Consider the following 22,609-nt stretch of genomic DNA (forward strand, 5'->3'; position numbering starts at 1 on the left):
AAATCAAATAGTTTATAGAGGAGTTTTGGGGAGGAGTATATGAAAAAATATATTTTAGCTTTAGACCAAGGTACAACCAGCTCCAGAGCAATATTATTTAATGATAAGGGAGAAATTTGTAGTATATCTCAGAAGGAATTTACCCAAATCTATCCTAGAGCAGGGTGGGTGGAGCATGATCCAATGGAAATTTGGGGAACCCAAAGTGGTGTAGCTAGAGAAATACTTGAAAAAGCTGGGGTAAAGCCTCAGGAGGTAGCGGCTATAGGGATTACAAATCAAAGAGAGACTACAGTAGTATGGGATAAGCATACGGGAAAGCCAATATACAATGCAATTGTTTGGCAATGCAGAAGAACAGCAGAAATATGTGATGATTTAAAGGAAAAAGGTTTAGAAACCTACATCAGAAATAATACAGGACTGGTAGTAGATGCATATTTCTCTGCTACAAAGATAAAGTGGATTTTAGATAATGTAGAAGGGGCACGAATAAAGGCAGAAAAGGGGGATCTGCTGTTTGGTAATATTGACAGCTGGCTAATATGGAACTTAACAAGAGGTAAGGTTCATGTTACTGATTTTTCCAATGCATCTCGAACCATGTTGTTTAACATAAAAGAACTAAAATGGGATGAAAAAATATTAGAAGCCTTAGATATTCCTGTTTCTATGTTACCTGCTGTAAAGCCCTCCAGTTTTATCTATGGACATACAGATTCACAAACCTTTGGGGGAGCTGAAATTCCTATCGCCGGAGTGGCAGGAGACCAACAGGCGGCTCTGTTTGGGCAGGCATGTTTTGAACCTGGAATGGCTAAAAATACATATGGTACAGGATGTTTTATGTTAATGAATACTGGAGAAACCTTTGTACCCTCCAATAACGGTCTACTTACTACGATAGCATGGGGTATAGAAGGAAAAGTAGAGTATGCTCTAGAGGGCAGTATTTTTGTAGCTGGGGCTGTTGTCCAATGGCTAAGGGACGAATTAAGGATTATACGGGATGCAGATGAAACCGAATATTTAGCTACAAAGGTGAAGGATGCAAATGGTGTGTATCTAGTACCAGCTTTTGTTGGAATGGGGGCACCCTACTGGGATATGTATGCTAGAGGTACTATAGTAGGCCTTACAAGGGGAACTAAGGCCGAACATATAGTTAGGGCAGCACTGGAGTCCATTGCTTATCAAACTAGAGATGTATTGGAAGCTATGGAGGAGGATTCCGGCATAGATCTACAGGTATTAAAAGTTGACGGTGGGGCAGTGAAAAATAACTTTTTGATGCAATTTCAATCGGATATACTGGGGGCAAAGGTGGAACGTCCTGAGATTGTTGAGACGACGGCCCTAGGTGCAGCTTATTTGGCAGGGCTGGCTGTAGGATTTTGGCCTAATAAAAAGGTAATTGTTGATAGCAGAAGAATTGATACCGAATTCTCATCAAATATGGAGAAGGGGGACAGGGAAAAGCTCTATAAGGATTGGAAGCGGGCTGTTAATCGTTCATTAAAATGGGAAGAGGAGTAGGTTTTCAATTGCAATTTGGCCTAATATATGATATAATATAAAGGTAAAAGTTGGAAATACAAAAGCAAATTAAATACTAATAGGCTGAGAACAGGAGAGCCGTGGAACTAAATCTATTGAAGAAATAGGTTGGGTTTACACGGCTCTTTTTTTCTGGATATTCTTGATATAGAAGTTGGCTATTTCTTAAAGGGAGGAATATAAATGTTTGATGTTGCAATTATCGGAGCAGGTGTAACCGGAGCTGCTATTGCTAGGGAACTTTCAAAATATCAACTTAATATAGTAATTATTGAAAAGGACAATGATGTTGCTAATGGAACGACTAAAGCCAATAGTGCCATTGTTCATGCAGGCTATGATGCTACTCAAGGAACATTAAAGGCTAAACTCAATGTAAGAGGAAACGAAATGTACGATAAAATATGCAAAGAATTACATGTACCATTCAAGAGGATAGGTTCATTAGTATTGGCCTTCAATGAAGAAGAAATGAAGGTAGTTCAAGAGTTATATAAACGAGGAATTGTAAATGGAGTACCTGATATGGAAATTGTAAATAAGCAAAAGGTCTTGTCCCTTGAGCCCAACATAAATGAAGATGTGGTGGGGGCTCTTTATGCTAAAACTGGAGGGATTGTTGGACCTTGGGAACTGGCCATTGCATTGGTGGAAAATGCCGTAGACAATGGAGTTGAGATACATCTTAATAGTCCTGTTACAGATATTGAAAAAATACAGGAGGGCTATTTAATTACAGCAGTAGATAAAAAAATACACACTAAACTAGTAATTAATTGTGCCGGTCTGTATGGAGATGAAATAAATAATATGGTTAATAGCCCCGCCTTTGAGATATTACCAAATAGAGGAGAATATAACCTTTTTGATAAGGGTGTAGGAAACACTGTCAATACTGTGGTTTTTAGATGTCCTTCAGAAGCAGGGAAAGGAGCAGTTGTACTACCTACAGTTCATGGTAATCTACTTATTGGTCCTACTGCAGAGTATGTGGAGGATAAAGAAAGTGTTAACACAACATGGAAGGGACTAACCTTTCTACAAGAACACACCCAGTCTATCTTGAAGAAGATGGGTTTTGGTAATGTTATCACCTCCTTCAGTGGATTAAGGGCAAAAACCAAAAACCAAGATTTTATCATAGAAGAATCAAAGGAGTCTCTAGGTTTCATCAATGTAGCTGCCATTGACTCACCGGGACTAACGGCAGCTCCAGCTATTGCAGAGTATGTGGTAGACATTGTAAAAAACAGACTGGGAACTGTACAGGAAAACCCCAGCTTTAATCCTAATAGAAGGCCCAATATACATTTTGCAGAGCTTTCACAGGAGGAAAAAGCAGAGTTAGTTCATAAAGACAAAAGGTACGGAAGAGTCATTTGTCGATGTGAGCACATTACTGAAGGAGAAATTGTGGATGTCATCCATAGAAAAGCTGGAGCTAGAACACTAGATGGTGTCAAAAGAAGAGCTAGACCAGGATCAGGACGTTGTCAGGGGGGATTTTGTGCCCCAAGGGTAATGGAGATTATCGCCAGGGAACTGGCAGTAGATATTACAGAGGTTGTAAAGGATGGTAAAGGCTCTTATATATTAACAGGAAAAACCAAGTAACACTTTAGGGAATTTAGCAATTATTCCAGTAAAGTCTAGGAGGGAACACTGTGTTAAATTATGAACTTGTGGTCATTGGAGGAGGTCCAGCTGGACTGGCAGCAGCAATCGAAGCCCGGGAAAATGGTGTTAAAAATATACTGGTGATAGAGAGGGATAGGGAGCTAGGAGGTATTCTACAGCAATGTATTCATAATGGGTTTGGACTCCATGTCTTTAAGGAGGAACTAACCGGACCAGAATATGCTGAAAAATTTATTTTAGAGCTTGTGGAGATGGGGATAGAGTATAAATTAGATACGATGGTACTGGAGGTTAGTAACAATAAACAGATTACTGCTATGAACACAATCGACGGAATCATAAATATCGAAGCAAAAGCTATCATCCTTGCTATGGGCTGTAGAGAAAGGGCAAGGGGAGCCATTAGAATTCCTGGTGCTAGACCTGCTGGAGTATTAACAGCTGGTACGGCACAACGTTTTGTTAATATGGAAGGTTATATGATTGGAAAAAAAGTAGTTATTCTAGGATCAGGGGATATTGGCTTAATTATGGCAAGACGGTTAACCTTAGAAGGGACAGAAGTACTGGCGGTAGCAGAATTAATGCCCTACTCTGGAGGATTGACAAGAAATATTGTTCAGTGTTTGGAGGACTATGATATACCCCTCTTTTTAAAGCATACGGTTATAGATATCGAAGGTCAGGATCGAGTTAAGGCTGTAACCATAGCTCAGGTAGATGAAGGATTTAAGCCAATACCTGGGACAGAAAAGAGATTTGAATGTGATACGCTACTACTATCGGTTGGGTTGATTCCTGAAAATGAGCTTTCAAAATATGCTGGTATAGATATAGATTCTATTACAGCAGGGCCGGTAGTCAACGAGTCTATGGAAACCTCAGTAGAGGGAATTTTTGCCTGTGGAAATGTTGTTCATGTCCATGATTTAGTAGACTGGGTTACTGAGGAGAGCAGAAGGGCTGGAAGAAGTGCTGCCAAGTATATAAAGGGTAAATTGATCAATCAAGGAAAAGTTATAAACCTTAAGGCTGCAAATGGCGTGAGATATATTGTTCCCCAACGTATAAGAGTAGATAACATAACAGAATCAATTCAAATTATGATGCGGGTTGATAATGTCTATAAAAATATCAAATTGGTTGCAAAGGGCAACAATAAAATAGTCAAAGAAGTAAAAAGGCTGCACGTTGCTCCAGGTGAAATGGAAACGGTTAAATTGACTTTGCAGGAATTATCTTTAGAAAATTCCCATGAGATTTCTGTAGAGGTTGTGAAGGGAGAGGAGTAGTATTGGAAGGAAAAGAGATGGTTTGTATTGTATGTCCATTAGGTTGTAAACTGATGGTTACTAAGGATGATACCAATCAAGTAGGTTACGGGGTAGTAGGTAACAAATGTTCAAAAGGTTTGAATTATGGGATTAGGGAAATGACGAATCCCACTAGACCACTGACAACAACAGTAAAAATAACCAATGCTTTTTTAAATAGACTGCCTGTACGAACAAATGGAGATATTCCTAAATCCCAGATTTTTCAGGCAATGAAATTAATCAACAAGGTTGAAGTGAAGGCACCTATAAAGGCAGGAGAAGTAATTATTAAAAATGTTTTAGATACAGGGGTAGATGTAATTGCCTCTAGAAGCATGCATGAAAATGAAGAACTCAATTATTATTTTACTCACCCCAAAATAAAAAAAATAATAAACCTATAATACAGCACCCAAATTCAAAGGGGGTATAGGGACTATAGTCCCTATACCCCCTTTGAATTTACTTCTTTACTTGTATTATTATTCTAATATTTATATTTTTTTACTTTTATTTACAATAGGGATTTTATCTTAAATATAGCCAGGACAACAAGCTATAGAGTGTACACATACATACTCTTTATTGTTCAAGGGAGTTTACTTCAGGATAAAAATGGATATAATATATGGGAAATGCAACAAATTTGCATTTTCTATAAATAAAGAAATCGGAGGTATAAAAATGAAAGGCAAGTCAATAAAATACGGCATTATCCTACTTATTCTAACCTATATATTTGTGGGATGCAGTCCAATAACTTTAATGGAGGAAAGTAGTATTGAAGAGTTGGAGGTCCAGGATGGAGAAGTAGTGATGGAACCTCGAATTAAAATGTTTGCCAGCTTCTACCCTCTATATGATTTTGCTAAAAAAGTAGGAGGCGATTTAGTAGATGTTTCCGTTGTTGTTCCCCATGCCATAGATCCCCACAGCTTTGACCCTTCTCCAAGGATTATAGCTCAACTGGAAACGGCAGATGTACTTATCTACAATGGATTAGGGATGGAGCCTTGGATCGACGGTGTGTTGGAGATTTTTAAAGACAAAAATACGATTATCATCGAAGCCAATAAAGGATTAGAACTTATCAAATTTGAAGAAGATAATGGATATCATCATCATGAACATGATCATCATCATCATGATGGAGAATATGATCCTCATATTTGGATGGACCCCATCAATGTCATAAAAATAGCAGAAGGAATCAAGGATGCCTTTGTGGAAATAGATCCTGAAAATATAGGATATTATGAAGAGAACTATATAAACTTTAGAAATCAATTGAAAAATCTTGATAAAGACTTTATAGAAGGTTTAGAGAAGGCTGTAGGGAGAAGAATATTGGTATCCCACTCTGCCTTTGGTTATTTAGCCAATAGGTATAATATAAAAGAAATAGCCGTTTCAGGTGTTTCACCCCATCAAGAGCCTAGTCCTGGGAGATTGGCAGAATTAACCGAAAAAGCTAAGGAGTTTAACTTAAAATATATATTCTTTGAAGGTTTGGCAAATCCTAGAACTGCAGAAATTTTAGGTGAAGAAGCTAATTTAGAAGTGCTGACACTATACAACATAGAAGGTTTAACAGAGGAACAGAGGGAATTTGGCGAAGATTACCTATCCCTAATGTATAAAAACCTAGAAAATCTAAAGAAAGCTTTGGTGGAATAAATGGCAGCAATAGCAGAGGTTAAAGATTTATCCTTTCAATATGATACTATACCTATATTAACAAATGTAAATTTCAGTATTCAACAAGGGGATTTTATGGGGATTGTTGGACCAAATGGTTCAGCTAAGAGTACCCTTGTGAAGCTCCTGCTGGGGTTATTAAAACCTCAGCAGGGCAAAATTTATTTAATGGGTAGGCCAATAGAAGCCTTTAGGCAGTGGCACAAGATTGGTTATATCTCTCAAAGAGTCAGAAACTTTAACAATAGCTTTCCTGCCACAGTAGAGGAAATCATTGCAGCTAACCTATATCATCAAATGGGAATTTTTAAATTTTTACGAAGAGTTCATCGTGGGAAAGTAGATAGGGTGCTGGAAATTGTAGGGATGAGGGAGTATAAGGATAGGCTTATTGGCACCTTGTCAGGAGGAGAACAGCAGAGAATTTTTATAGCTCGGACTCTAATTAGTAATCCTAAAATTATTTTTATGGATGAACCTCTAGTTGGAGTTGATATAGCATCCCAAGAAAAATTTTATGCCCTAATGTGTAAGTTAAATAAAGAGATGGGAATAACCCTAGTAATGGTTTCCCATGACTTAGGGGTAATTACTGACTATACCAATCGTGTTGCCTGTGTAGGTAACCGCAAAATATTTGTTCATCAATCCAAGTCCTTTAACGAGGAGGAGTATATTAGAAATGTCTATGGAGATAGGGCTAGACTCCTTCAGCATAGACATTAGAGGAATAGAGGGGAAAAAGTATGCCAGAAATTTTAACCTATAGCTTTATGCAACGGGCTTTTGTTGCAGGGATTATGGTGGCCTTAGTATGTCCTACCATTGGGATATTTATTGTATTACGAAGGTTATCTATGATTGGAGATACTTTGTCCCATGTAGCCCTAGCAGGTGTGGCGGCAGGTATGCTGGGGGGCATTTATCCCACTTATTCAGCTTTGATTTTTTCTATATTGGCAGCAATTGGTGTAGAAAAGCTGAGAAAGACCTTCAAGGATTATGAAGAACTATCTATTGCCATCATTTTGTCAATCGGGATAGGCTTGGCAACGATTTTAATTAGTATAGGAAGCTCCAATGCTGCTATTTTCAGTTATTTATTTGGAAGCATTGCTTTGGTTTCCAACAAAGATGTGGTAGTAGTGGTGTTTTTAAGTATCTTCATCATGGCATCAGTGATTTTTCTTTATAGAGGATTATTTTATATCACCTTTGATGAGGAAGCTGCTGCATTATCAGGGGTACCTATAAAATGGATGAATTTATATTTTATTATTTTAATTGGTATAACCATTGCAATATCAATGCGAATTGTAGGAATTTTACTGGTTTCCTCCTTAATGGTGGTGCCGGTGGCTACTAGCTTACAAATAGGTAAAAGCTTTAAAAAGACTTGGATTTATTCCCTTTTATTTGCCCTATTATCAGTACTGACGGGATTGACGGTTTCCTTTTATGGAGACTTAGCTCCAGGGGGCACCATTGTTTTATCGGGGGTATTTATTTTAATTATAACGATTATTATCAAAAACATACAAAAAAAGCTGCAAACTGTTAAAAAAGTAAGTAAAGTGAACTTTTTTATGGACAAAGGTTGACATAGATAAGGGGAAAGAATATTATTAATATATAATAATATAATTATATATTAAGGCTATGTTAAACATAGATGTTGATATTGTATAAATAAAATCATGACAAGATACTGAGGGATTGTCACTCTGAGATGACAGAACCCCAGAATTCATAGAATGCTAAAATCAACAATAGTGTTTAACAGAGGGTATGGTAAAAGGAGGAGGAAATATGATAGTTAAAGTACTGGGATCAGGATGTAAAAATTGTAACATCTTAGAGGAAAATGTGAAGGAAGCCCTAAAGCAGTTGGATTTTGAAGCAACGGTGGAAAAGGTAACAGACTTTAAATCTATTGCAGAGCATGGTGTAATGAAAACCCCAGGCCTAGTAGTAGATGGAACTGTAGTATCTACTGGAAAAGTATTAAAGGTTGAAGAAATTAAAAAACTACTAAAGAGCTAAGGCTGGAGCTTTTATATGATTTGTAGACCTTTATTCTAATTTCAAGCTTATAATTTCCTATTGTTGGTTATCAAAAAGTCTGGAGCTAAAATTGATTTTAACTCCAGACTTTTTTGCATATCAATAAATACAGCTTATTATTGATTAAGCTTTTCCAATAAAACATTTACATCAATACCATGAACAGCTGCAGCTTGACCCAATGTTTCCATTTGAGCAGAAGGACAACCTAGGCATCCCATACCAAAAGACATTAAAATAGAAACGGCATTAGGGTTAATTTTTAAAACTTCACTGATTTTTGTATCTTGTGTAATTTTCATGGATTATAACCTCCTATTTTTAATAAGTTCTTTATCCTTATTATACAATGAACTACCTTCAATAAATATTACAAAAATCACAAAATAAAGTGATATATATCACATATAGGAAAAGTTTACCTGAATTAGATGGGAAGAACGATGTAATTAACCTTAGATTAGGTTATAATATATAAAAATAATGATGACCTTTTTAGTTCTTTAGCCTAAGTAAAAAATGGTATAGATATAAAAAGTATAAAAATAGGAGGAGATAGAATGGGATTTTATGAAGAATTCAGTAAATATTATGATTATGTTTTTCCTACAGGAGATCCTCAACTAAATTTTATTAAAAAGAGGATTACAGACTCTACGAATACTATATTAGATATTGCTTCAGGGACAGGGAACTATGCTATAGCATTGGCTGAGAAGGGGTTTGACATTTCGGCTATTGATTTAGACAAAGGAATGATTGAAGAAACAAAGGTAAAGGCAAAGGAAAAGGGAATTTTATTAAATACATATGTGGGAGATATGAAGGAGCTGGATAAGCACTTCCAGAGGGAAACCTTTGATGTTGTATTTTGTATTGGCAATTCCCTTGTGCATTTGACACAGCTGGAGGAAATACAGCAGACTTTAAATCAAATGTACTATATTTTAAAAGAGGGGGGGAACCTCCTATTGCAAATTATTAATTATGATAAAATCATTCAATACAATATAGACGGTTTACCTACTATAGAAAATAAAGAGGTGGGAGTTAAATTCATTAGGAAATATGTTTATGAAGAGGAAAAACGATTAATTCACTTTAATACAGAGCTTATCGTAACAAAAGGCGAAGAAGAAGCGGTCTATAGGAACTCTGTACCCCTATATCCCCTGCAAAGTCAACAACTAATAGGTATGCTGCAAAATGCAGGATTTAAAACTATTGATTTGTTTGGAGGGTTTCAAGAGGAGCCCTACAAAGAAGAAAGCTATGGAATCGTAGTAGCTGCTAAAAAATAGGTAACATTTAAGTTTGTAGGTTTTGTAGTCAAAAGGGGGTTATGAAATGAAAAATGTAGCAATAAATATTTTAAAAAAAATGCCAGTGTTTACACACTTAAAGGATGAAGATATAGAAAAAATCAGTAAAATCAGTACTGAAAGACATTTTAAAAAAGGAACGATTATTTTTATGGAGGGAGATCCTGGGGAAGCCTTCTATTTTATTAAGTCTGGAAAGGTAAAAGTATACAAGACTACCCCCGATGGGAGGGAGCATATTTTCACCATCCTGTCGGAGGGAGGGGTTTTTGCAGAAGTAACCTTATTTAATGATATTTGTTATCCTGCTTCAGCGGAAATTCTAGAGGATGCTGAAATTGGTATGATTAAAAATAAGGATCTAGAGGACTTGGTACGAACCAATGCAGAAATTGCTCTACAGATTATCAAGGTTCTTAGCAAAAAACTTTTTTATTCTCAACAAAAGGTAAAGGAATTAGCTTTAGGAGATACCTATAGCCGTATTGCTAAAAGTCTTTTAACCTTTGCTGATGACCATGGGACTGAAAAAGAAGATGGTATTGAAATGAAATTAAACATATCTAGACAGGAATTGGCAAATATGATAGGAACAGCGAGGGAAACCGTTAGTCGAGCCCTAAGTCAATTTAAAAAGGAGGGTTCTATTGAAATTCAAGGAAAAAAAATTATTATAAAGAATATGGAAAAATTAAAGAGCTGGATTCAATAGACTATTGATTTTTATAGAAAAAAGGTGTATTATATATATACCCCCCCAATAGGGGAGGGGAAAACTACTGGGAGGGATGTATATATGAAAAACTCAATTATGAAATGGTCATGGATTTTCATGGTATTATTTTTCACATTAGCTATTGTAGATATTCGTTTTGGGATTTTAGGACTACTATGTATGGGAACACCAGTATATTTAGCTCTTCGTGGTGGCGGTAGAGTTCATTGTGCTAAATACTGCCCGAGGGGATCTCTATTTGGTGTATTTTTAGATAAAGTAAGCTTTAGAAATAATCTACCAAAATCCTTTAAAACTAAAACAGTTAAAAATATTATGCTGGTTTGGATGCTAGGGATGTTTAGTATTTCTTTAGTTATGGCGGGGGGAGACTTTACAAAAACAGCCTTTGCTATTGTTAGGATGATGACGGTATCTACCTTAGTAGGTGTTGTGATGGGAGTTGTTTTTCAACCAAGAAGCTGGTGTACCGTATGTCCTATGGGGTATGCAACTGGATTGATTGAAAAAAACCAAAAAAAATCTCGAAAAGCTGCTTAAACATTGTAGAAATGGCAAAAACTTTATATAATTGAAGAATGATGATAGTATGAACCCTAAAAGGAAGTGAAGACATGGATCAACAACAAATTAGAAAAGACATATTGAATCGACTAAAGACCATCAAGGGACATATTCAAGGAATTGAAAAAATGATTGAAGAAGAGAAAGCCTGTGATGATGTATTATTGCAAATAGCAGCAGTAAAATCCTCCCTAGAGAAGGTGGGGTCCATCATTGTAGAAGACCATGCCAAGGAGTGTTTGCTGAGGGAAAACATCACAAGAGATGAAGTAGATAAAATTTTAAAAACCATTATGAAGTTTTCAAAATAACACCTTGTCTGATCAAGAGAAGGTGTTATTTTCCTCTATAGAATTTGTTAATAGCCTAACTCCTGCTTTATAAGGATTACCTTTGTAATATAATGATGGGCTTAGAAAAAAGCTTCTAGAATGGCAACTAGAAGAATAGGAGTATATATTTTCTGCAATGAAACAAAATAATGAAAGAAAAATAAATGAAGGAGTGAATCTATGGAGTCCAATAAAGATGTTGTTTCCTTTATTGCAGAGTTAGATGAAAAAAAGAACTTTTTTCACAATGTCAATGAAATTAACAAATATAATATGGGGGCTATTGTAGAATTAATACAATATCAAAATATCAAGGAGTATGGTGAATCTTTATACACTAGAGAGGAAATAAGACGAGGTATTAAAAAATATACTCAAGGCAGTTAACATAAATCCATTAAAAGATTCTTTTGATAATAGGGGTGTGTATAGAGTATAGATTGTATACCACTAACCATACTTGAGAAAATTATAGGATTAATAAAAAACATATAAATATCATTACATTAGTTTTGGCTATGTTAAAGATAGATGTTGATATTGTATAAATAAAACTATGACAAGATGTTGAGGGATTATCCCTTATTTTTAAAAGTAAAATAGGATAATATAATAGTAGAATTCAAATTTTGTTACCAATAGTTCAACTGTTTGTTATGCTGATCTTTGGGTATTTATAATTTGAAAATGATTTTGAGGAGGAATTTATTATGTCAAAGGAAGTAATTGTTTTTACAAGCAATACATGCCCCCACTGCGTAACAGTGAAGGAGTTTCTTTCACAAAAAGGTGTTAGTTATACAGAAAGAAATGTACAGACGGACCCATCCGCTAGAAAAGAATTAATGCAAAAAGGTTTTATGGCTGTGCCAGTAGTTGAAATTGGTGGAGAAACCATCGTAGGATTTGATAAGGATAAAATTGAAGAGTTATTAAAATAAAATTTAAGGCGAAGAATTTTTCTTCGCCTTAAATTTTGTATTTTTGCAGTTCATTTTTAAAGTTTTTAGTAAGATCCTCTAATAAGGCAATGTTTTCAGAAAGGTCCTTTACCTTTTCAGAGTATTGAGTAACGTTGGCACTCATTTCTTCTGATGCTGCTGAGTTTTCTTCAGAAATAGCAGCTAAAGAATGGATATTTTCAACAACTTTTGTAAGATTGTTGGTTTCTGTCGATAATTGATCAATAAGTTTTACGATGATATTGGCAACACCAACAATTTGGTTAGTGGAGGATTGATTATCAATGGTTACCTTTTCTAGGGTAGCATTGCTTGACTCCAATTGATGATATTGGGTTTCGATGGCCTTTACAAAACCTTCTATCTGCTGTATAAAGAAGACCAGATTAGCATTAATATCCTTTACGGCGGATTTAGAGTTTTCAGCTAACTTCCGTATTTCCTGAGCAACTACTGTAAAGCCCCTCCCAGCCTCACCGGCACTGGCGGCCTCGATAGCAGCATTTAATGCTAAAAGATTGGTCTGATCTGCTATAGATTCCACAGTAGAACTGATCTCCATAATTTTTGTAGCCTGTAGAGAAAGATCCTTACCCTGATAATTAACAGTAGAGAAATTATCCTTTACTTCGTTAATCATAGCAGTAACATTTTTTACATCATTAAAGGAAGTTTCTAAATCCTTTACAGCTCCTTCCAATTGATTCTTTCCTTCTGTTTCCTCCTCTACAATTTTATTTAAGGTGGAAATATATTCATCTAAAATTCCAACAGCCCCTTCAGTCTCTTCCGCCTGATTAGTGGCACTCAACGCCACCTCGTGAACTACAGCAGCGATAGAGTCAGATAAATTCTTCATATTTTCAGCTATGATAGAAAATTCATGGACAAAGTTATTCATGTCATCGGTGCCACCCTTGAGGAACAAAAAGTCTTTCTTTATAGTAGCCTTTGTTTCATTAAAAAGATGAAAGGTATCCTCAAAGGTATCCTTGGTTTTAACCACTGTTTTACTTCCAAAATCATAGTTTCTAATTTTTTTCATCTCTGATAGAAAAAATCCCATAGGCTGAAGAACTATAGATGCACCTACATAGGTTGTTATTAAAGCTACAGAAGAAATAACTATGCTGGATAGCCAACTCTCCCCTCCCATCATAATCAGGCAAGTAATAAATAGGATGATGGTGGTAAATAGACTGATTTTCAGTGGAATACTTTTTAAAAAACCAAAGCCCAAAATTTTTGTCGGGGTAGCATGATGAATCTTATCAGGAGATTTTTCTAGCTTAATATTAACCCTCATATATTTTTTTCCATCAGGGGTGGTACCAGAGTCTAAGATATTAACGTCTATTTTTTCATCAAAATAAGCGGCACTACCCTCTAAAAGCCCTAAAAAGTAATCAAACAATCCTCTTTTAGATTGATAGGTTATTTCTATCTCTTTTTCACCTATCTCTTTAGCTAAGAGCCTAGGAGGATTAGCCCCCTTAATCATTTTTGTTAATTGGGAATGTACATCATCCATCATCATAAGAAAGCCCTTGAGACTATATCTTTCAAAATAAGAAGGAAACCACTTTTGAAAGGAGTTAATGTTTTGTCTTCCAACCTCTCTCCATATGACTTCAACAGGTTTATTAACTTTTTTTGCAATAACAGAGAATACTAAGAAAATTTCATCATCAGGAATCTCCTCTAGAGGAGTGATAATTCTGTCAACATTCCAACCTGCTCTATTAATTCCTTCATTTACCACTTCATCCCCAAAGAGACTTCGGAGACTATTTAACCATGTAGAAACAACAGTACCCTTCACAAAATCACCTCTTTATTATAATTATAAAAAATATATACCTAATAAATAGAATACTAAAACATAATATGCTAAAATATGACAAACTCCCACTATGTAATTATACCAAAAAATGTATTGGATAAACAAACAAAAAATCCATTAAACAGGAAGTATATCAACTTATTAAAGAAATGTGATATAATAACTATATAAATATAGTTATTATAGGACGGTGAGGGCTATGGGCTCAGTATTATTTCAATTTTTTAATTTAATTTTAATTATTGCATTGTTTACAGTGCCGATTGTAATTACTATTTTACTTCTACGACATTTTGGAAAGTCAAAAAATATGGGAGAGAATGAAGATTATCTGCTGCAAAAAATTAGAGAGCTGGAAAGACGAATAGATGAGTTGGAAAATAAATATTAACATTTCCCTTATAGAATGATTGACAATGGAAAAAATATAAATTATAATACAGAAAATAATATACAGAAAAGCGATGAATAAGGATAGTAAAAGTAGTGCTTGATTTAAGCGAGTCGATGATGGTGGAAGATCGATACAGGAACTATTTTGAATGGGCTTAGGAGTGCTGACTGAAATAATAGTAGGTCTAGACGGCCACTTCCTCCGTTAAGGAAGTGTTGATGTTATCAACGATTGAGTGGGTGTTTTACACTAACTAGAGTGGTACCGCGGAGTATAATCCTTCGTCTCTAAAAATTTATTTTTAGGACGGAGGATTTTGTTTTCTTAAAAGAAATAAAAATAGCAAAATAACAAGGAGGGTATTATTATGACTACAACAAAAGAAAAGGTTATTTTTAGTGGTGCCCAACCAACGGGCAGCTTAACATTGGGCAATTATATTGGAGCTATACAAAATTGGAAGGCATTGGAGCAGGATTATCAATGTTTATATTCTATTGTAGATTTACATTCCTTGACAATTCGTCAAGATCCTAAGATGTTTAGAGAATCCTGTTTGTCTTTTTTAGCACAATATTTAGCTTGTGGCCTAGACCCAGAAAAAAATATTATCTTTTTTCAATCCCATGTACCTCAACATACGGAACTTAACTGGATTTTAAATTGTATCACTTATATGGGAGAGCTTAATCGTATGACCCAATTCAAAGAAAAGTCAGAAATCCATAGGGACAATATAAATGCAGGATTGTTCTCTTATCCAGTGCTACAAGCAGCAGACATTTTATTATATCAAACAAACCTAGTTCCAGTAGGAGAAGACCAAAAACAGCATTTAGAACTGGCTAGAGATATTGCTCTTCGCTTCAACAATGCCTATGGAGATACTTTTGAAATACCAGAAATTTATTTGGCAAAAGTAGGAGCTCGAATCATGAGTCTCCAGGAACCAGAGAAGAAAATGTCTAAATCCGATGAAAATGTAAATGGCACCATCTTGTTATTAGATAGTAATGATCTAATTGTTAAAAAAATGAAACGGGCTGTTACTGATAGTGAAAACAAAGTAGCTTATCGGGATGAGCAACCTGGCATAAAAAACCTTATCACCATTTATTCTCAGGTGGCTAATTGTACTATAGAGGATGTAGTGAATAAGTATGAAGGAAAAGGCTATGGTGCTTTTAAAACTGAGTTAGCAGAATTGCTAGTAGAAAGTCTAAGACCTTTTAAAGAAAAATATGATAATTATATGAAGAACCCTGATTATATAACAGACATCTATAGGAAGGGTGCTGAGAGGGCTGGAGCAATTGCAGAAAAAACCATAAAGGATGTAAAGGAAAAAATTGGTCTTCTTTAAACTTGTTAAAACCTTCCACTTATAAAATACGACTATCTATCTATACTAAATATAGAGGTGATAGCGGTGAAAAACAAAAAAAATTCTGTCGTACCAGAGGCTAGGCAAGCCTTAAACTCCTTTAAAGTTGAAGTAGCAAAGGAATTGGGATTAGAAAACCAAACCAATGCAGGTTATGTAGGGGGCAATATAGTGAAAAAAATGGTAGAGGATGCAGAAAAATCATTAACCAACTTAGGAAGGTCTTAGACCTTCCTATACTTATTTCCATTTGACTATTTAAGTTGGAAGGGGTATTATTTTATATAAGAAAAAAGCTTAACTAAAGGAAGTGGAATGGTGAAAAAAACGCATGTTTCCGTTATACTATTTTTATTGTTTGCTGTGTTTGGCATGGTTATTGGTATTCATATAGAGATGATAGACAAAATAGAAAATCAGCTTCCTTTTAGTCCAGGTATAGAAACCCAAGAAATAGCAGACTTAAGGAAGGCCAATCAGGATATGAAAAAGAGGATCAAACAATTAAAAAGTCAAGTGACCATCTATGAAGATGAAAAAACTGTAGAAAATATTGTGTTACAAAATTTAAGTTCAAAGGTGAATGAATATAAACTATTGGCAGGCCATCAAATAGTGGCAGGACCTGGCATGATTATTACTTTAGCAAGTACATTAGATGAAAATATAGCCATGATTGTTGAACAGAAAAGATATCTTATTAATTTAGTCAACGAACTTAGGATGGCAGGGGCTGAGGTAATATCTATTAACAACCATAGAATTACCTCCAGAAGTGAAATAACTCTGGCGGGCAATCATATTAATGCCAATATGACACCAATGGCACCTCCATATGTTATAAGAGCCATAGGAGATATTGATGATTTCCAGCGTTATATAACCTATAGAACCCTCCTATTTGAGTTAATGGAGGTAGATGGTATCAATACCTCTGTTGAATTTGCCGATGAAGTAAAAATACCCGCCCTTACGAAAGAAAAACCTATGGAATTTTTTCAAATTATAGAAGATACTCAATAAAGACAAAAAAACAACAAGACCCCATGAAGTCTTGTTGTTTTTTTATTTGTATATGCAATAAACAATTATTTCCTCCTATCGAAGGAAACCTTGGGAAATCATAAACTTCCTGGTTTGTCTCGGCATTAACATATTTGTTTGATGGTGGTTTGTGATTTGAAGGAGTCTATTGAATCCTCCAATGTTAATACTTTTGTATCGTGGGTTTTATAGGTGTTTATATCTTTAGGATATAGAGTAACTAAAGTCAATGCTATTAAGCCCAAAGATACTAATTTTTTTATCATAATCATTCCTCCCTAATGTAGATACAAACTTGTTATATAAAGATATTTACTTTATATAGTATATTTTCTGTAGAAATAAAAACTTTATAGATGCAATAAAAGGGAAGATTGACATTATTCTGTTAAAACTTAAGAAAAAAATTCTTGATAAATTTAATGAAATTATATACAATTATAACAATAAATCCCCAAAATAATAGGTAAGAGATAGAAAATTGTTGAGCTCGAGCAATCATTAAAAAGGCTGCAACCAATAAAGATGAAATATAATTGTTATGACTTTTAAGACTATCTATAATTCTTTGACCCATTAATATCCTATCTACAACAGTAAAGATCACAAAGGTCTTAAACCACTCTACAATAAGAAAAGTTCCAGTATCTATAAATTCCATACCCTATTACACTCCTTAAATAAGCATTCTATTGATAATTGAAAATTAAAAAATTCAAAGAAAAATTTTTATAATAAAATAAAAAGTTTAGTCTTTAAATGGAATTATATTATTATAATATATTATGATAAATATTGCAATGTACCTATTTAGTGCAAAATTCTTTAAAAACGGTGGGAAGAATAAAAGATAAACTAAAAAGTTAAGGGGATGTAAGAATGAAACATAAGGAGTATGAAAAGGATACGTATTTAAATGCTATGTACCCTTTAAATCCTAAAAGTGGCAATCTAATTATAGAGATTCTTCTAGAAAAGTATATTTACCTTTTCAACGAATGGGATAATGCCTCCTTTAAAAGACGGGATTTAGATCCTGATTTAATCTTCTTTTTAGATGAATGCTCTCAAGAAGTCTCTTTAGAGCATGACATAGAATTGGTCATCACTGTAACAGAAGAGGAGCGGGATATAACCAAGGAAAATAACATTATAAAAGGCTTTAAAAATCAATATTCCCACTACTTAACAAGTGAAGAGAGGAGCTTAAAGGAGCTTTATAAAAAGACTTTATTGTATGTAATTGCTGCCTTTACCATACTTTTTGCTAGTTCTATTTTAGAAGAAACGCTAACCGTTAGTCCATTATCAACCACTGTAATAGAAGGCTCATATATAGGAGGATGGGTATTTGCTTGGGAAGCTGTATCTAACTTTTTCTTTCTTAGAGGAGAAGTAAAAAGAAAAATAAAAGAATATAAAAGAATTTTAAAAGCTCCAATTCTTTTTGTTTACCTAAATGAAAAGTAAGCAATTTGTTTTCTCATTAATGAGATTGTCATATCATTTTTAATAATTATAGGAAAGGTGTTGATAAGACTAGCATATCATCACTTTTTTTTATAGGTTCTTAATTATGAGAATATAAGAGTTAATATAAATCTACAAAAATATACTTTTTACTCTTTCTTATAAAAAAACTAGTCCCATGAAACTTTGGAATAACAATGGACCCCAAACATAATTATCTAAAAATATAAATTATTTAGAAAATTGTGGCACGAATTTTGCTTTATATAGGTGGCAGATAGTTAAGACAAAGAAAATAATATTTATAAAAGGGAGGAATATGAAGAATGAAAACTGATAAGAAAAAGGCTTTGCAAGAAGCTCAAAAGGTGTTGGATTTTATTTTAAAGGAAGAATTAACCGATCAGGAAAAGGATCAAATTGTAAAAGATGCTATCCAGAATTTTAACGAAAACGTCAACCCTGGATGGTTAGCCTATCGTAAATCCGTATCCACCGATGCAGCATTTGTTGAGTGGGAGGATTCAGTAGAAACCTTTAAGGATTTATATGGAAACGAATTTATTGACTGTTTAGGTGGTTTCGGTATTTACACATGTGGCCACAGAAATCCTGAAATCCTAAAGTATGTACAGGCTCAATTAAACAGATATGCCCTCCATAGTCAAGAGCTAGTAGATCCATTAAGAGGATATCTAGCAAACATATTAGCTATGGCTACACCAGGAGATTTACAATATGCCTTCTTCTGTAACGGTGGTGCAGAAGCAGTAGAAATGGCATTAAAGCTTGCTAGATTGGCTTCAGGAAAGAACTACTATATTTCTACAGTAAATGGTTTCCATGGTAAATCCCTTGGTGCAGTGACTATGGGAGGAAAAGGAACCTACAGAAAGCCATATCTTCCTATGATTCAAGGAGTACAGCATGTAGAATTTGGTGATGCGGATGCAGCAGAAAAAGCCATTAAAAACCTCATAGCAGTAGGGGAAACCGTAGCTGCCATGATTGTAGAGCCAATCCAAGGGGAAGCAGGAATTATTTTACCTCCTGACGGATATTTAAAGAGACTAAGAGAAATATGTGATAAGTACGATGTTATCTTAATCTTTGATGAAATTCAAACAGGAATGGGTCGAACAGGAACTATGTGGGCTGCTGAATACTATGATGTAGTGCCAGATATCATGACCTTTGGTAAAGCCTTTGGTGGAGGGGTTATGCCTATAACAGGTATTATAGCAAGACCTCACCTATGGACAGAGGATATAAAGGAAAATCCATGGGTTTTAGGCTCACCAACCTTTGGTGGCAATCCTGTATGCTGTGCAGCTGCCATTGCAACAATTAAATATATGCTAGAAAATGATCTACCAGCTCAAATCGATGAAAAAGGTAAATACATGATGGGTAAATTATATGAATTACAAAAGAAACATCCGATCCTAGTAGATATAAGAGGAAAGGGCTTATTAATAGGATTAGAATATCCAACAGCAGAAATGGGTTGGGGAGTTTCAAAGGGATTATTCAAACGTGGCGTTATGACTGGAGGTACCTTAGTAAATTCTAAGGTTAACAGAATAGAGCCACCAGGAATTATTAGCTATGAAACTATAGACACAATCATCGAAAGATTAGATGAGACCCTTACAGAAGTAGAAGAAGAATTCAATGTTACCTGGGAATCTGTAGCAGCTTCTAAGGAATAATAATAAAAAAACAACCCTACACTGTCTGTTTTAAAGAACAGACAGTGTAGGGTTATTGTACTTTAAAATAATACTCTGTTCATGATAAATGTTGATATTTGAAAAACATAGAAATGTTAGGGTCCAGTCATCTACGGCTTATGCTAAAATTACAACTCAGTCTAAAATCAACAATGAAGTTTAACATAGCCTAAAATAAAGCTAAATTTGGGACATAATAGCCAAGTTTAAACAATAGGTATAAAGTAAGTATATCAAAAATGTCTTTGTTGAGTTTTGAAAACAATCATTTGAATATTTCAGTTTTTGACATTATTTAAAAACGAGGTTTATTAAGGGATTTAAAAATAAACAATTGTCACAATAGTCAAACTATTTATTGAAAGGGGGTGTATTACATATTATAATTTAGAAGACGGTATTTAGATTCTTCGTAAACTACTAAAGGACAAGGGATTTTAAAGTTGACGTAGAATTTAGAAATTAGCTTGATTTGGTAAAATATAACTGAAATCTTGGAAAAACCAAGGATGGGCACAACCGGGGTTGATCAGCAACTGAGTGCTTTTGGGGATGGTTTTTCACAGAAAAAAATGGCGATATTATCAGATCAATTTAGTTGAATTCAATCGTGGAATCTGATCTTTTGTACTTTAGATATTCTTTAACTCAGAGAGGAGAATGTTTATGACAACACTAACTAAACTGACCAAGGATGACAAGGTGAGAAAGAATATGCTCTTTTATGGTATTCTCATCATTTCTTTCATCATCATTGGATTTCTCGTACCAGGTGATCCGACGGATTTCGGTATCATCTCTGCCATACCAGCTGCCTTTCTAATTATTTTCATTTTTAAAACAAAAAGAATCATTGAGGCACTGACACTGGCTTTGCTTCTTACTACCATTATGGGCTACAAGGGTGAATTCTTCGGCGTCTTCAACGAAATTATTCTTGAGAATCTTATGAACGAAGACATGGCCTGGCTATTCATCGTCTGTGGGCTGATGGGTGGCATCGTTGCCCTTGTTGAAAGCAGCGGAGGTGGCTACGCCTTCGGAAGCTGGGTTATACAGAAGGCAAAAACACCAAAATCCTCCATGCTTTGGACGGCTATCTGTTCCATTTTCCTGTCCATTGATGATTACCTCAGCGTTTTGACCACTGGTTGTGCCATGACACCCATTAACGACCGGCACAAAATTCCCAGAGAAATGACCGCTTACATTGTTGACTCGGCAGCTGCACCGGCCTGTGTACTCAACCCCATCTCCACCTGGGCTGTTTTCATTGGAGGCTTGATGGTGGCTAACGGATTGGGAGAACCGGGACAGCAGGTTTTAACTTATGTAAAGACCATCCCCTATAACTTTTATGCCATGGCTGCTCTTGTCGTACTGTTCCTGGTCATTATCGGTGTCATTCCTGTGTTTGGGCCTATGAAAAGGGCTTTTGAAAGAGTCCAGGCCGGCGGCCCTTTGGCGCCTCCGGGATCAGAAAGAATCGACATCCGTGGCGGCAAAGAGCAGGAAGTTCCTGAAAATCCCAAACTCCGGAACTTCTTCGTACCGATGCTGGTGCTGATATCCGCAACAATTTTCTTCGAGTTTGATATGCAGATGGGCGTTGTTGCCGCTATCGGCTTCAACTTCGTCTGGTTCGTCCTTCAGGGAATGAGCCCGGAAGGGTTTGTGGATGAAGTGCTCAGAGGCCTGAAAAACATGATCACGCCTCTCTTGATGATGGTTCTCGCCTTCAGCTTCGCTGACGGGTGCGAAAGAATCGGATTCATGGAGTATGTAGTCGACGTTGCAACCGAACATATTACTCTCCAGTATCTGCCGCTCACAGTTTTCTTGGTATTTGCCTTTACTGAATTCATCATGGGCATCAACTGGGGCATGTACATCATCGCAATACCGATGGTCGTTCCCATCACCCTGGCGTTGGGGGGAGATCCCATCGTCATGGTGGGCGTTGTCGCCGCTGCCGGGGTGTGGGGAAGCCACTGCTGTTTCTACTCCGATGCCACCATCCTGACATCTGCTGGCACAGGATGCGAAAACTTCCGGCATGCCATCACCCAGATTCCCTTCGGGTTTATTGCCGGTATCATTGCCGCTATCGGATACTTGGCCATGGGCTTTATCCTATATTAGTTTTTCACGCAACAAATTTTTGAATTATCATTATAATAGAATTATTATAATGATTTCCTGAAGTTTACACCTGAATAAATTTCATAAAGGATTTTCTTTAAAATATAAGTCTGTATTTAGCTCTAGTTATTACACTATAGTACTGGTTATGATTTTGCATCTTTTCTTTCTATGAACAATAGATGAAAGGTTATTAGGGTTCTTTACAGAAAGGGACGGTTTAATTTAGCTAACGATGAAGCTGGAGACAGTATCAATAGTGAGAATATTGTATCAGTTTTGATAAATGCCGACAAAGTATGATTTAATTAAAAAGTTCTAAATAAGGAGAGGATATTCTCAATTTTGAGAATATCCTCTCCTTATTTATTCAAATTTAAGATAATATTTGATAAAAAAACTAGATTCCT

General features: G+C 35.4%; 25 protein-coding genes and 1 other annotated feature. Of the genes, 21 read left to right on the forward strand and 4 right to left on the reverse strand.

What is annotated here, in order from left to right:
* Positions 1–39: 39 nt before the first annotated feature.
* The 8 genes from glpK (at position 40) to BLS22_RS02650 (ending at position 8,252) form a co-directional block, all read left to right on the forward strand.
* Positions 40–1,536: a glycerol kinase GlpK gene (gene glpK / locus BLS22_RS02615; protein WP_090549912.1), complete on the forward strand. Its 1,497-nt coding sequence runs from the start codon at positions 40–42 to the stop codon at positions 1,534–1,536.
* 204 nt (positions 1,537–1,740) lie between these two features.
* A complete protein-coding gene (locus BLS22_RS02620; RefSeq protein ID WP_090549914.1) occupies positions 1,741–3,171 on the forward strand; it encodes an NAD(P)/FAD-dependent oxidoreductase in 1,431 nt (476 codons plus the stop codon).
* Between the two features lie 50 nt (positions 3,172–3,221).
* A complete protein-coding gene (locus tag BLS22_RS02625) occupies positions 3,222–4,487 on the forward strand; it encodes an NAD(P)/FAD-dependent oxidoreductase (RefSeq protein WP_090549917.1) in 1,266 nt (421 codons plus the stop codon).
* Positions 4,488–4,489: 2 nt separating this feature from the next.
* A complete protein-coding gene (locus BLS22_RS02630; protein WP_330386454.1) occupies positions 4,490–4,915 on the forward strand; it encodes a DUF1667 domain-containing protein in 426 nt (141 codons plus the stop codon).
* 280 nt (positions 4,916–5,195) lie between these two features.
* Complete coding sequence (locus tag BLS22_RS02635; RefSeq protein ID WP_090549920.1) at positions 5,196–6,188, forward strand: metal ABC transporter solute-binding protein, Zn/Mn family; 993 nt, start codon at positions 5,196–5,198, stop codon at positions 6,186–6,188.
* Complete coding sequence (locus BLS22_RS02640) at positions 6,189–6,935, forward strand: metal ABC transporter ATP-binding protein (protein ID WP_090549923.1); 747 nt, start codon at positions 6,189–6,191, stop codon at positions 6,933–6,935.
* Between the two features lie 20 nt (positions 6,936–6,955).
* Positions 6,956–7,810 carry a metal ABC transporter permease gene (locus BLS22_RS02645; protein WP_090549925.1) on the forward strand — a complete coding sequence of 285 codons (855 nt, stop codon included), beginning with the start codon at positions 6,956–6,958 and terminating at the stop codon, positions 7,808–7,810.
* A 208-nt stretch (positions 7,811–8,018) separates the two neighbouring features.
* Positions 8,019–8,252: a thioredoxin family protein gene (locus BLS22_RS02650; protein ID WP_090549928.1), complete on the forward strand. Its 234-nt coding sequence runs from the start codon at positions 8,019–8,021 to the stop codon at positions 8,250–8,252.
* A gap of 137 nt (positions 8,253–8,389) precedes the next feature.
* On the opposite strand, the gene BLS22_RS02655 is transcribed toward BLS22_RS02650, so the two are convergent.
* The gene (locus tag BLS22_RS02655; protein ID WP_090549931.1) at positions 8,390–8,575 is read right to left on the reverse strand and encodes a DUF1858 domain-containing protein; all 186 of its coding nucleotides are present in this window, start codon (positions 8,573–8,575) and stop codon (positions 8,390–8,392) included.
* A 258-nt stretch (positions 8,576–8,833) separates the two neighbouring features.
* On the opposite strand from BLS22_RS02655, the gene BLS22_RS02660 reads away from it, so the two are divergent.
* The 6 genes from BLS22_RS02660 (at position 8,834) to BLS22_RS02685 (ending at position 12,168) form a co-directional block, all read left to right on the forward strand.
* Positions 8,834–9,574 carry a class I SAM-dependent methyltransferase gene (locus tag BLS22_RS02660; RefSeq protein ID WP_090549934.1) on the forward strand — a complete coding sequence of 247 codons (741 nt, stop codon included), beginning with the start codon at positions 8,834–8,836 and terminating at the stop codon, positions 9,572–9,574.
* A 46-nt stretch (positions 9,575–9,620) separates the two neighbouring features.
* Positions 9,621–10,307, forward strand: a complete 687-nt coding sequence (locus tag BLS22_RS02665; RefSeq protein ID WP_090549936.1) for a Crp/Fnr family transcriptional regulator — start codon at positions 9,621–9,623, stop codon at positions 10,305–10,307.
* Positions 10,308–10,391: 84 nt separating this feature from the next.
* Positions 10,392–10,871 (forward strand): 4Fe-4S binding protein, encoded by a 480-nt coding sequence (locus BLS22_RS02670; protein WP_090549938.1) that lies wholly within the window; start codon positions 10,392–10,394, stop codon positions 10,869–10,871.
* Between the two features lie 74 nt (positions 10,872–10,945).
* A complete protein-coding gene (locus BLS22_RS02675) occupies positions 10,946–11,206 on the forward strand; it encodes a metal-sensitive transcriptional regulator (protein ID WP_090549942.1) in 261 nt (86 codons plus the stop codon).
* 201 nt (positions 11,207–11,407) lie between these two features.
* Positions 11,408–11,614: a hypothetical protein gene (locus BLS22_RS02680; protein ID WP_090549945.1), complete on the forward strand. Its 207-nt coding sequence runs from the start codon at positions 11,408–11,410 to the stop codon at positions 11,612–11,614.
* A gap of 323 nt (positions 11,615–11,937) precedes the next feature.
* Positions 11,938–12,168 carry a glutaredoxin family protein gene (locus tag BLS22_RS02685; RefSeq protein ID WP_090549948.1) on the forward strand — a complete coding sequence of 77 codons (231 nt, stop codon included), beginning with the start codon at positions 11,938–11,940 and terminating at the stop codon, positions 12,166–12,168.
* A 28-nt stretch (positions 12,169–12,196) separates the two neighbouring features.
* Here the strand turns inward: BLS22_RS02685 and BLS22_RS02690 are convergent, their stop codons facing one another.
* Positions 12,197–14,011, reverse strand: coding sequence for a heme NO-binding domain-containing protein (locus BLS22_RS02690; RefSeq protein ID WP_090549951.1), 1,815 nt, complete (start codon positions 14,009–14,011; stop codon positions 12,197–12,199).
* Positions 14,012–14,231: 220 nt separating this feature from the next.
* Here BLS22_RS02690 and BLS22_RS02695 point away from each other — a divergent pair, with 220 nt between their 5' ends.
* The 4 genes from BLS22_RS02695 to BLS22_RS02710 all read left to right on the forward strand — a co-directional run bounded on the left by BLS22_RS02695 (position 14,232) and on the right by BLS22_RS02710 (position 16,833).
* Positions 14,232–14,423 carry a hypothetical protein gene (locus BLS22_RS02695; RefSeq protein ID WP_090549953.1) on the forward strand — a complete coding sequence of 64 codons (192 nt, stop codon included), beginning with the start codon at positions 14,232–14,234 and terminating at the stop codon, positions 14,421–14,423.
* 64 nt (positions 14,424–14,487) lie between these two features.
* Positions 14,488–14,718, forward strand: a binding site (T-box leader).
* Positions 14,719–14,793: 75 nt separating this feature from the next.
* The gene (gene trpS, locus BLS22_RS02700) at positions 14,794–15,789 is read left to right on the forward strand and encodes a tryptophan--tRNA ligase (protein ID WP_090549956.1); all 996 of its coding nucleotides are present in this window, start codon (positions 14,794–14,796) and stop codon (positions 15,787–15,789) included.
* A 66-nt stretch (positions 15,790–15,855) separates the two neighbouring features.
* Positions 15,856–16,038 carry an alpha/beta-type small acid-soluble spore protein gene (locus BLS22_RS02705; protein ID WP_330386455.1) on the forward strand — a complete coding sequence of 61 codons (183 nt, stop codon included), beginning with the start codon at positions 15,856–15,858 and terminating at the stop codon, positions 16,036–16,038.
* A gap of 90 nt (positions 16,039–16,128) precedes the next feature.
* A complete protein-coding gene (locus tag BLS22_RS02710) occupies positions 16,129–16,833 on the forward strand; it encodes a DUF881 domain-containing protein (protein ID WP_176762019.1) in 705 nt (234 codons plus the stop codon).
* Positions 16,834–16,958: 125 nt separating this feature from the next.
* On the opposite strand, the gene BLS22_RS14970 is transcribed toward BLS22_RS02710, so the two are convergent.
* Both BLS22_RS14970 and BLS22_RS02715 read right to left on the reverse strand, forming a co-directional pair.
* Positions 16,959–17,120, reverse strand: coding sequence for a hypothetical protein (locus BLS22_RS14970; protein ID WP_176762020.1), 162 nt, complete (start codon positions 17,118–17,120; stop codon positions 16,959–16,961).
* A 122-nt stretch (positions 17,121–17,242) separates the two neighbouring features.
* Complete coding sequence (locus BLS22_RS02715) at positions 17,243–17,515, reverse strand: hypothetical protein (protein ID WP_090549965.1); 273 nt, start codon at positions 17,513–17,515, stop codon at positions 17,243–17,245.
* A 218-nt stretch (positions 17,516–17,733) separates the two neighbouring features.
* Here BLS22_RS02715 and BLS22_RS02720 point away from each other — a divergent pair, with 218 nt between their 5' ends.
* From BLS22_RS02720 to BLS22_RS02730, 3 genes are all read left to right on the forward strand, one after another.
* Positions 17,734–18,324 carry a hypothetical protein gene (locus BLS22_RS02720; RefSeq protein WP_090549967.1) on the forward strand — a complete coding sequence of 197 codons (591 nt, stop codon included), beginning with the start codon at positions 17,734–17,736 and terminating at the stop codon, positions 18,322–18,324.
* A gap of 326 nt (positions 18,325–18,650) precedes the next feature.
* The gene (locus tag BLS22_RS02725) at positions 18,651–20,036 is read left to right on the forward strand and encodes a putrescine aminotransferase (RefSeq protein ID WP_090549970.1); all 1,386 of its coding nucleotides are present in this window, start codon (positions 18,651–18,653) and stop codon (positions 20,034–20,036) included.
* Between the two features lie 687 nt (positions 20,037–20,723).
* Positions 20,724–22,199: a Na+/H+ antiporter NhaC family protein gene (locus BLS22_RS02730; RefSeq protein ID WP_176762021.1), complete on the forward strand. Its 1,476-nt coding sequence runs from the start codon at positions 20,724–20,726 to the stop codon at positions 22,197–22,199.
* Positions 22,200–22,609: the final 410 nt, after the last annotated feature.

Source organism: Natronincola ferrireducens (assembly GCF_900100845.1).
GTDB lineage: Bacteria > Bacillota > Clostridia > Peptostreptococcales > Natronincolaceae > Natronincola_B > Natronincola_B ferrireducens.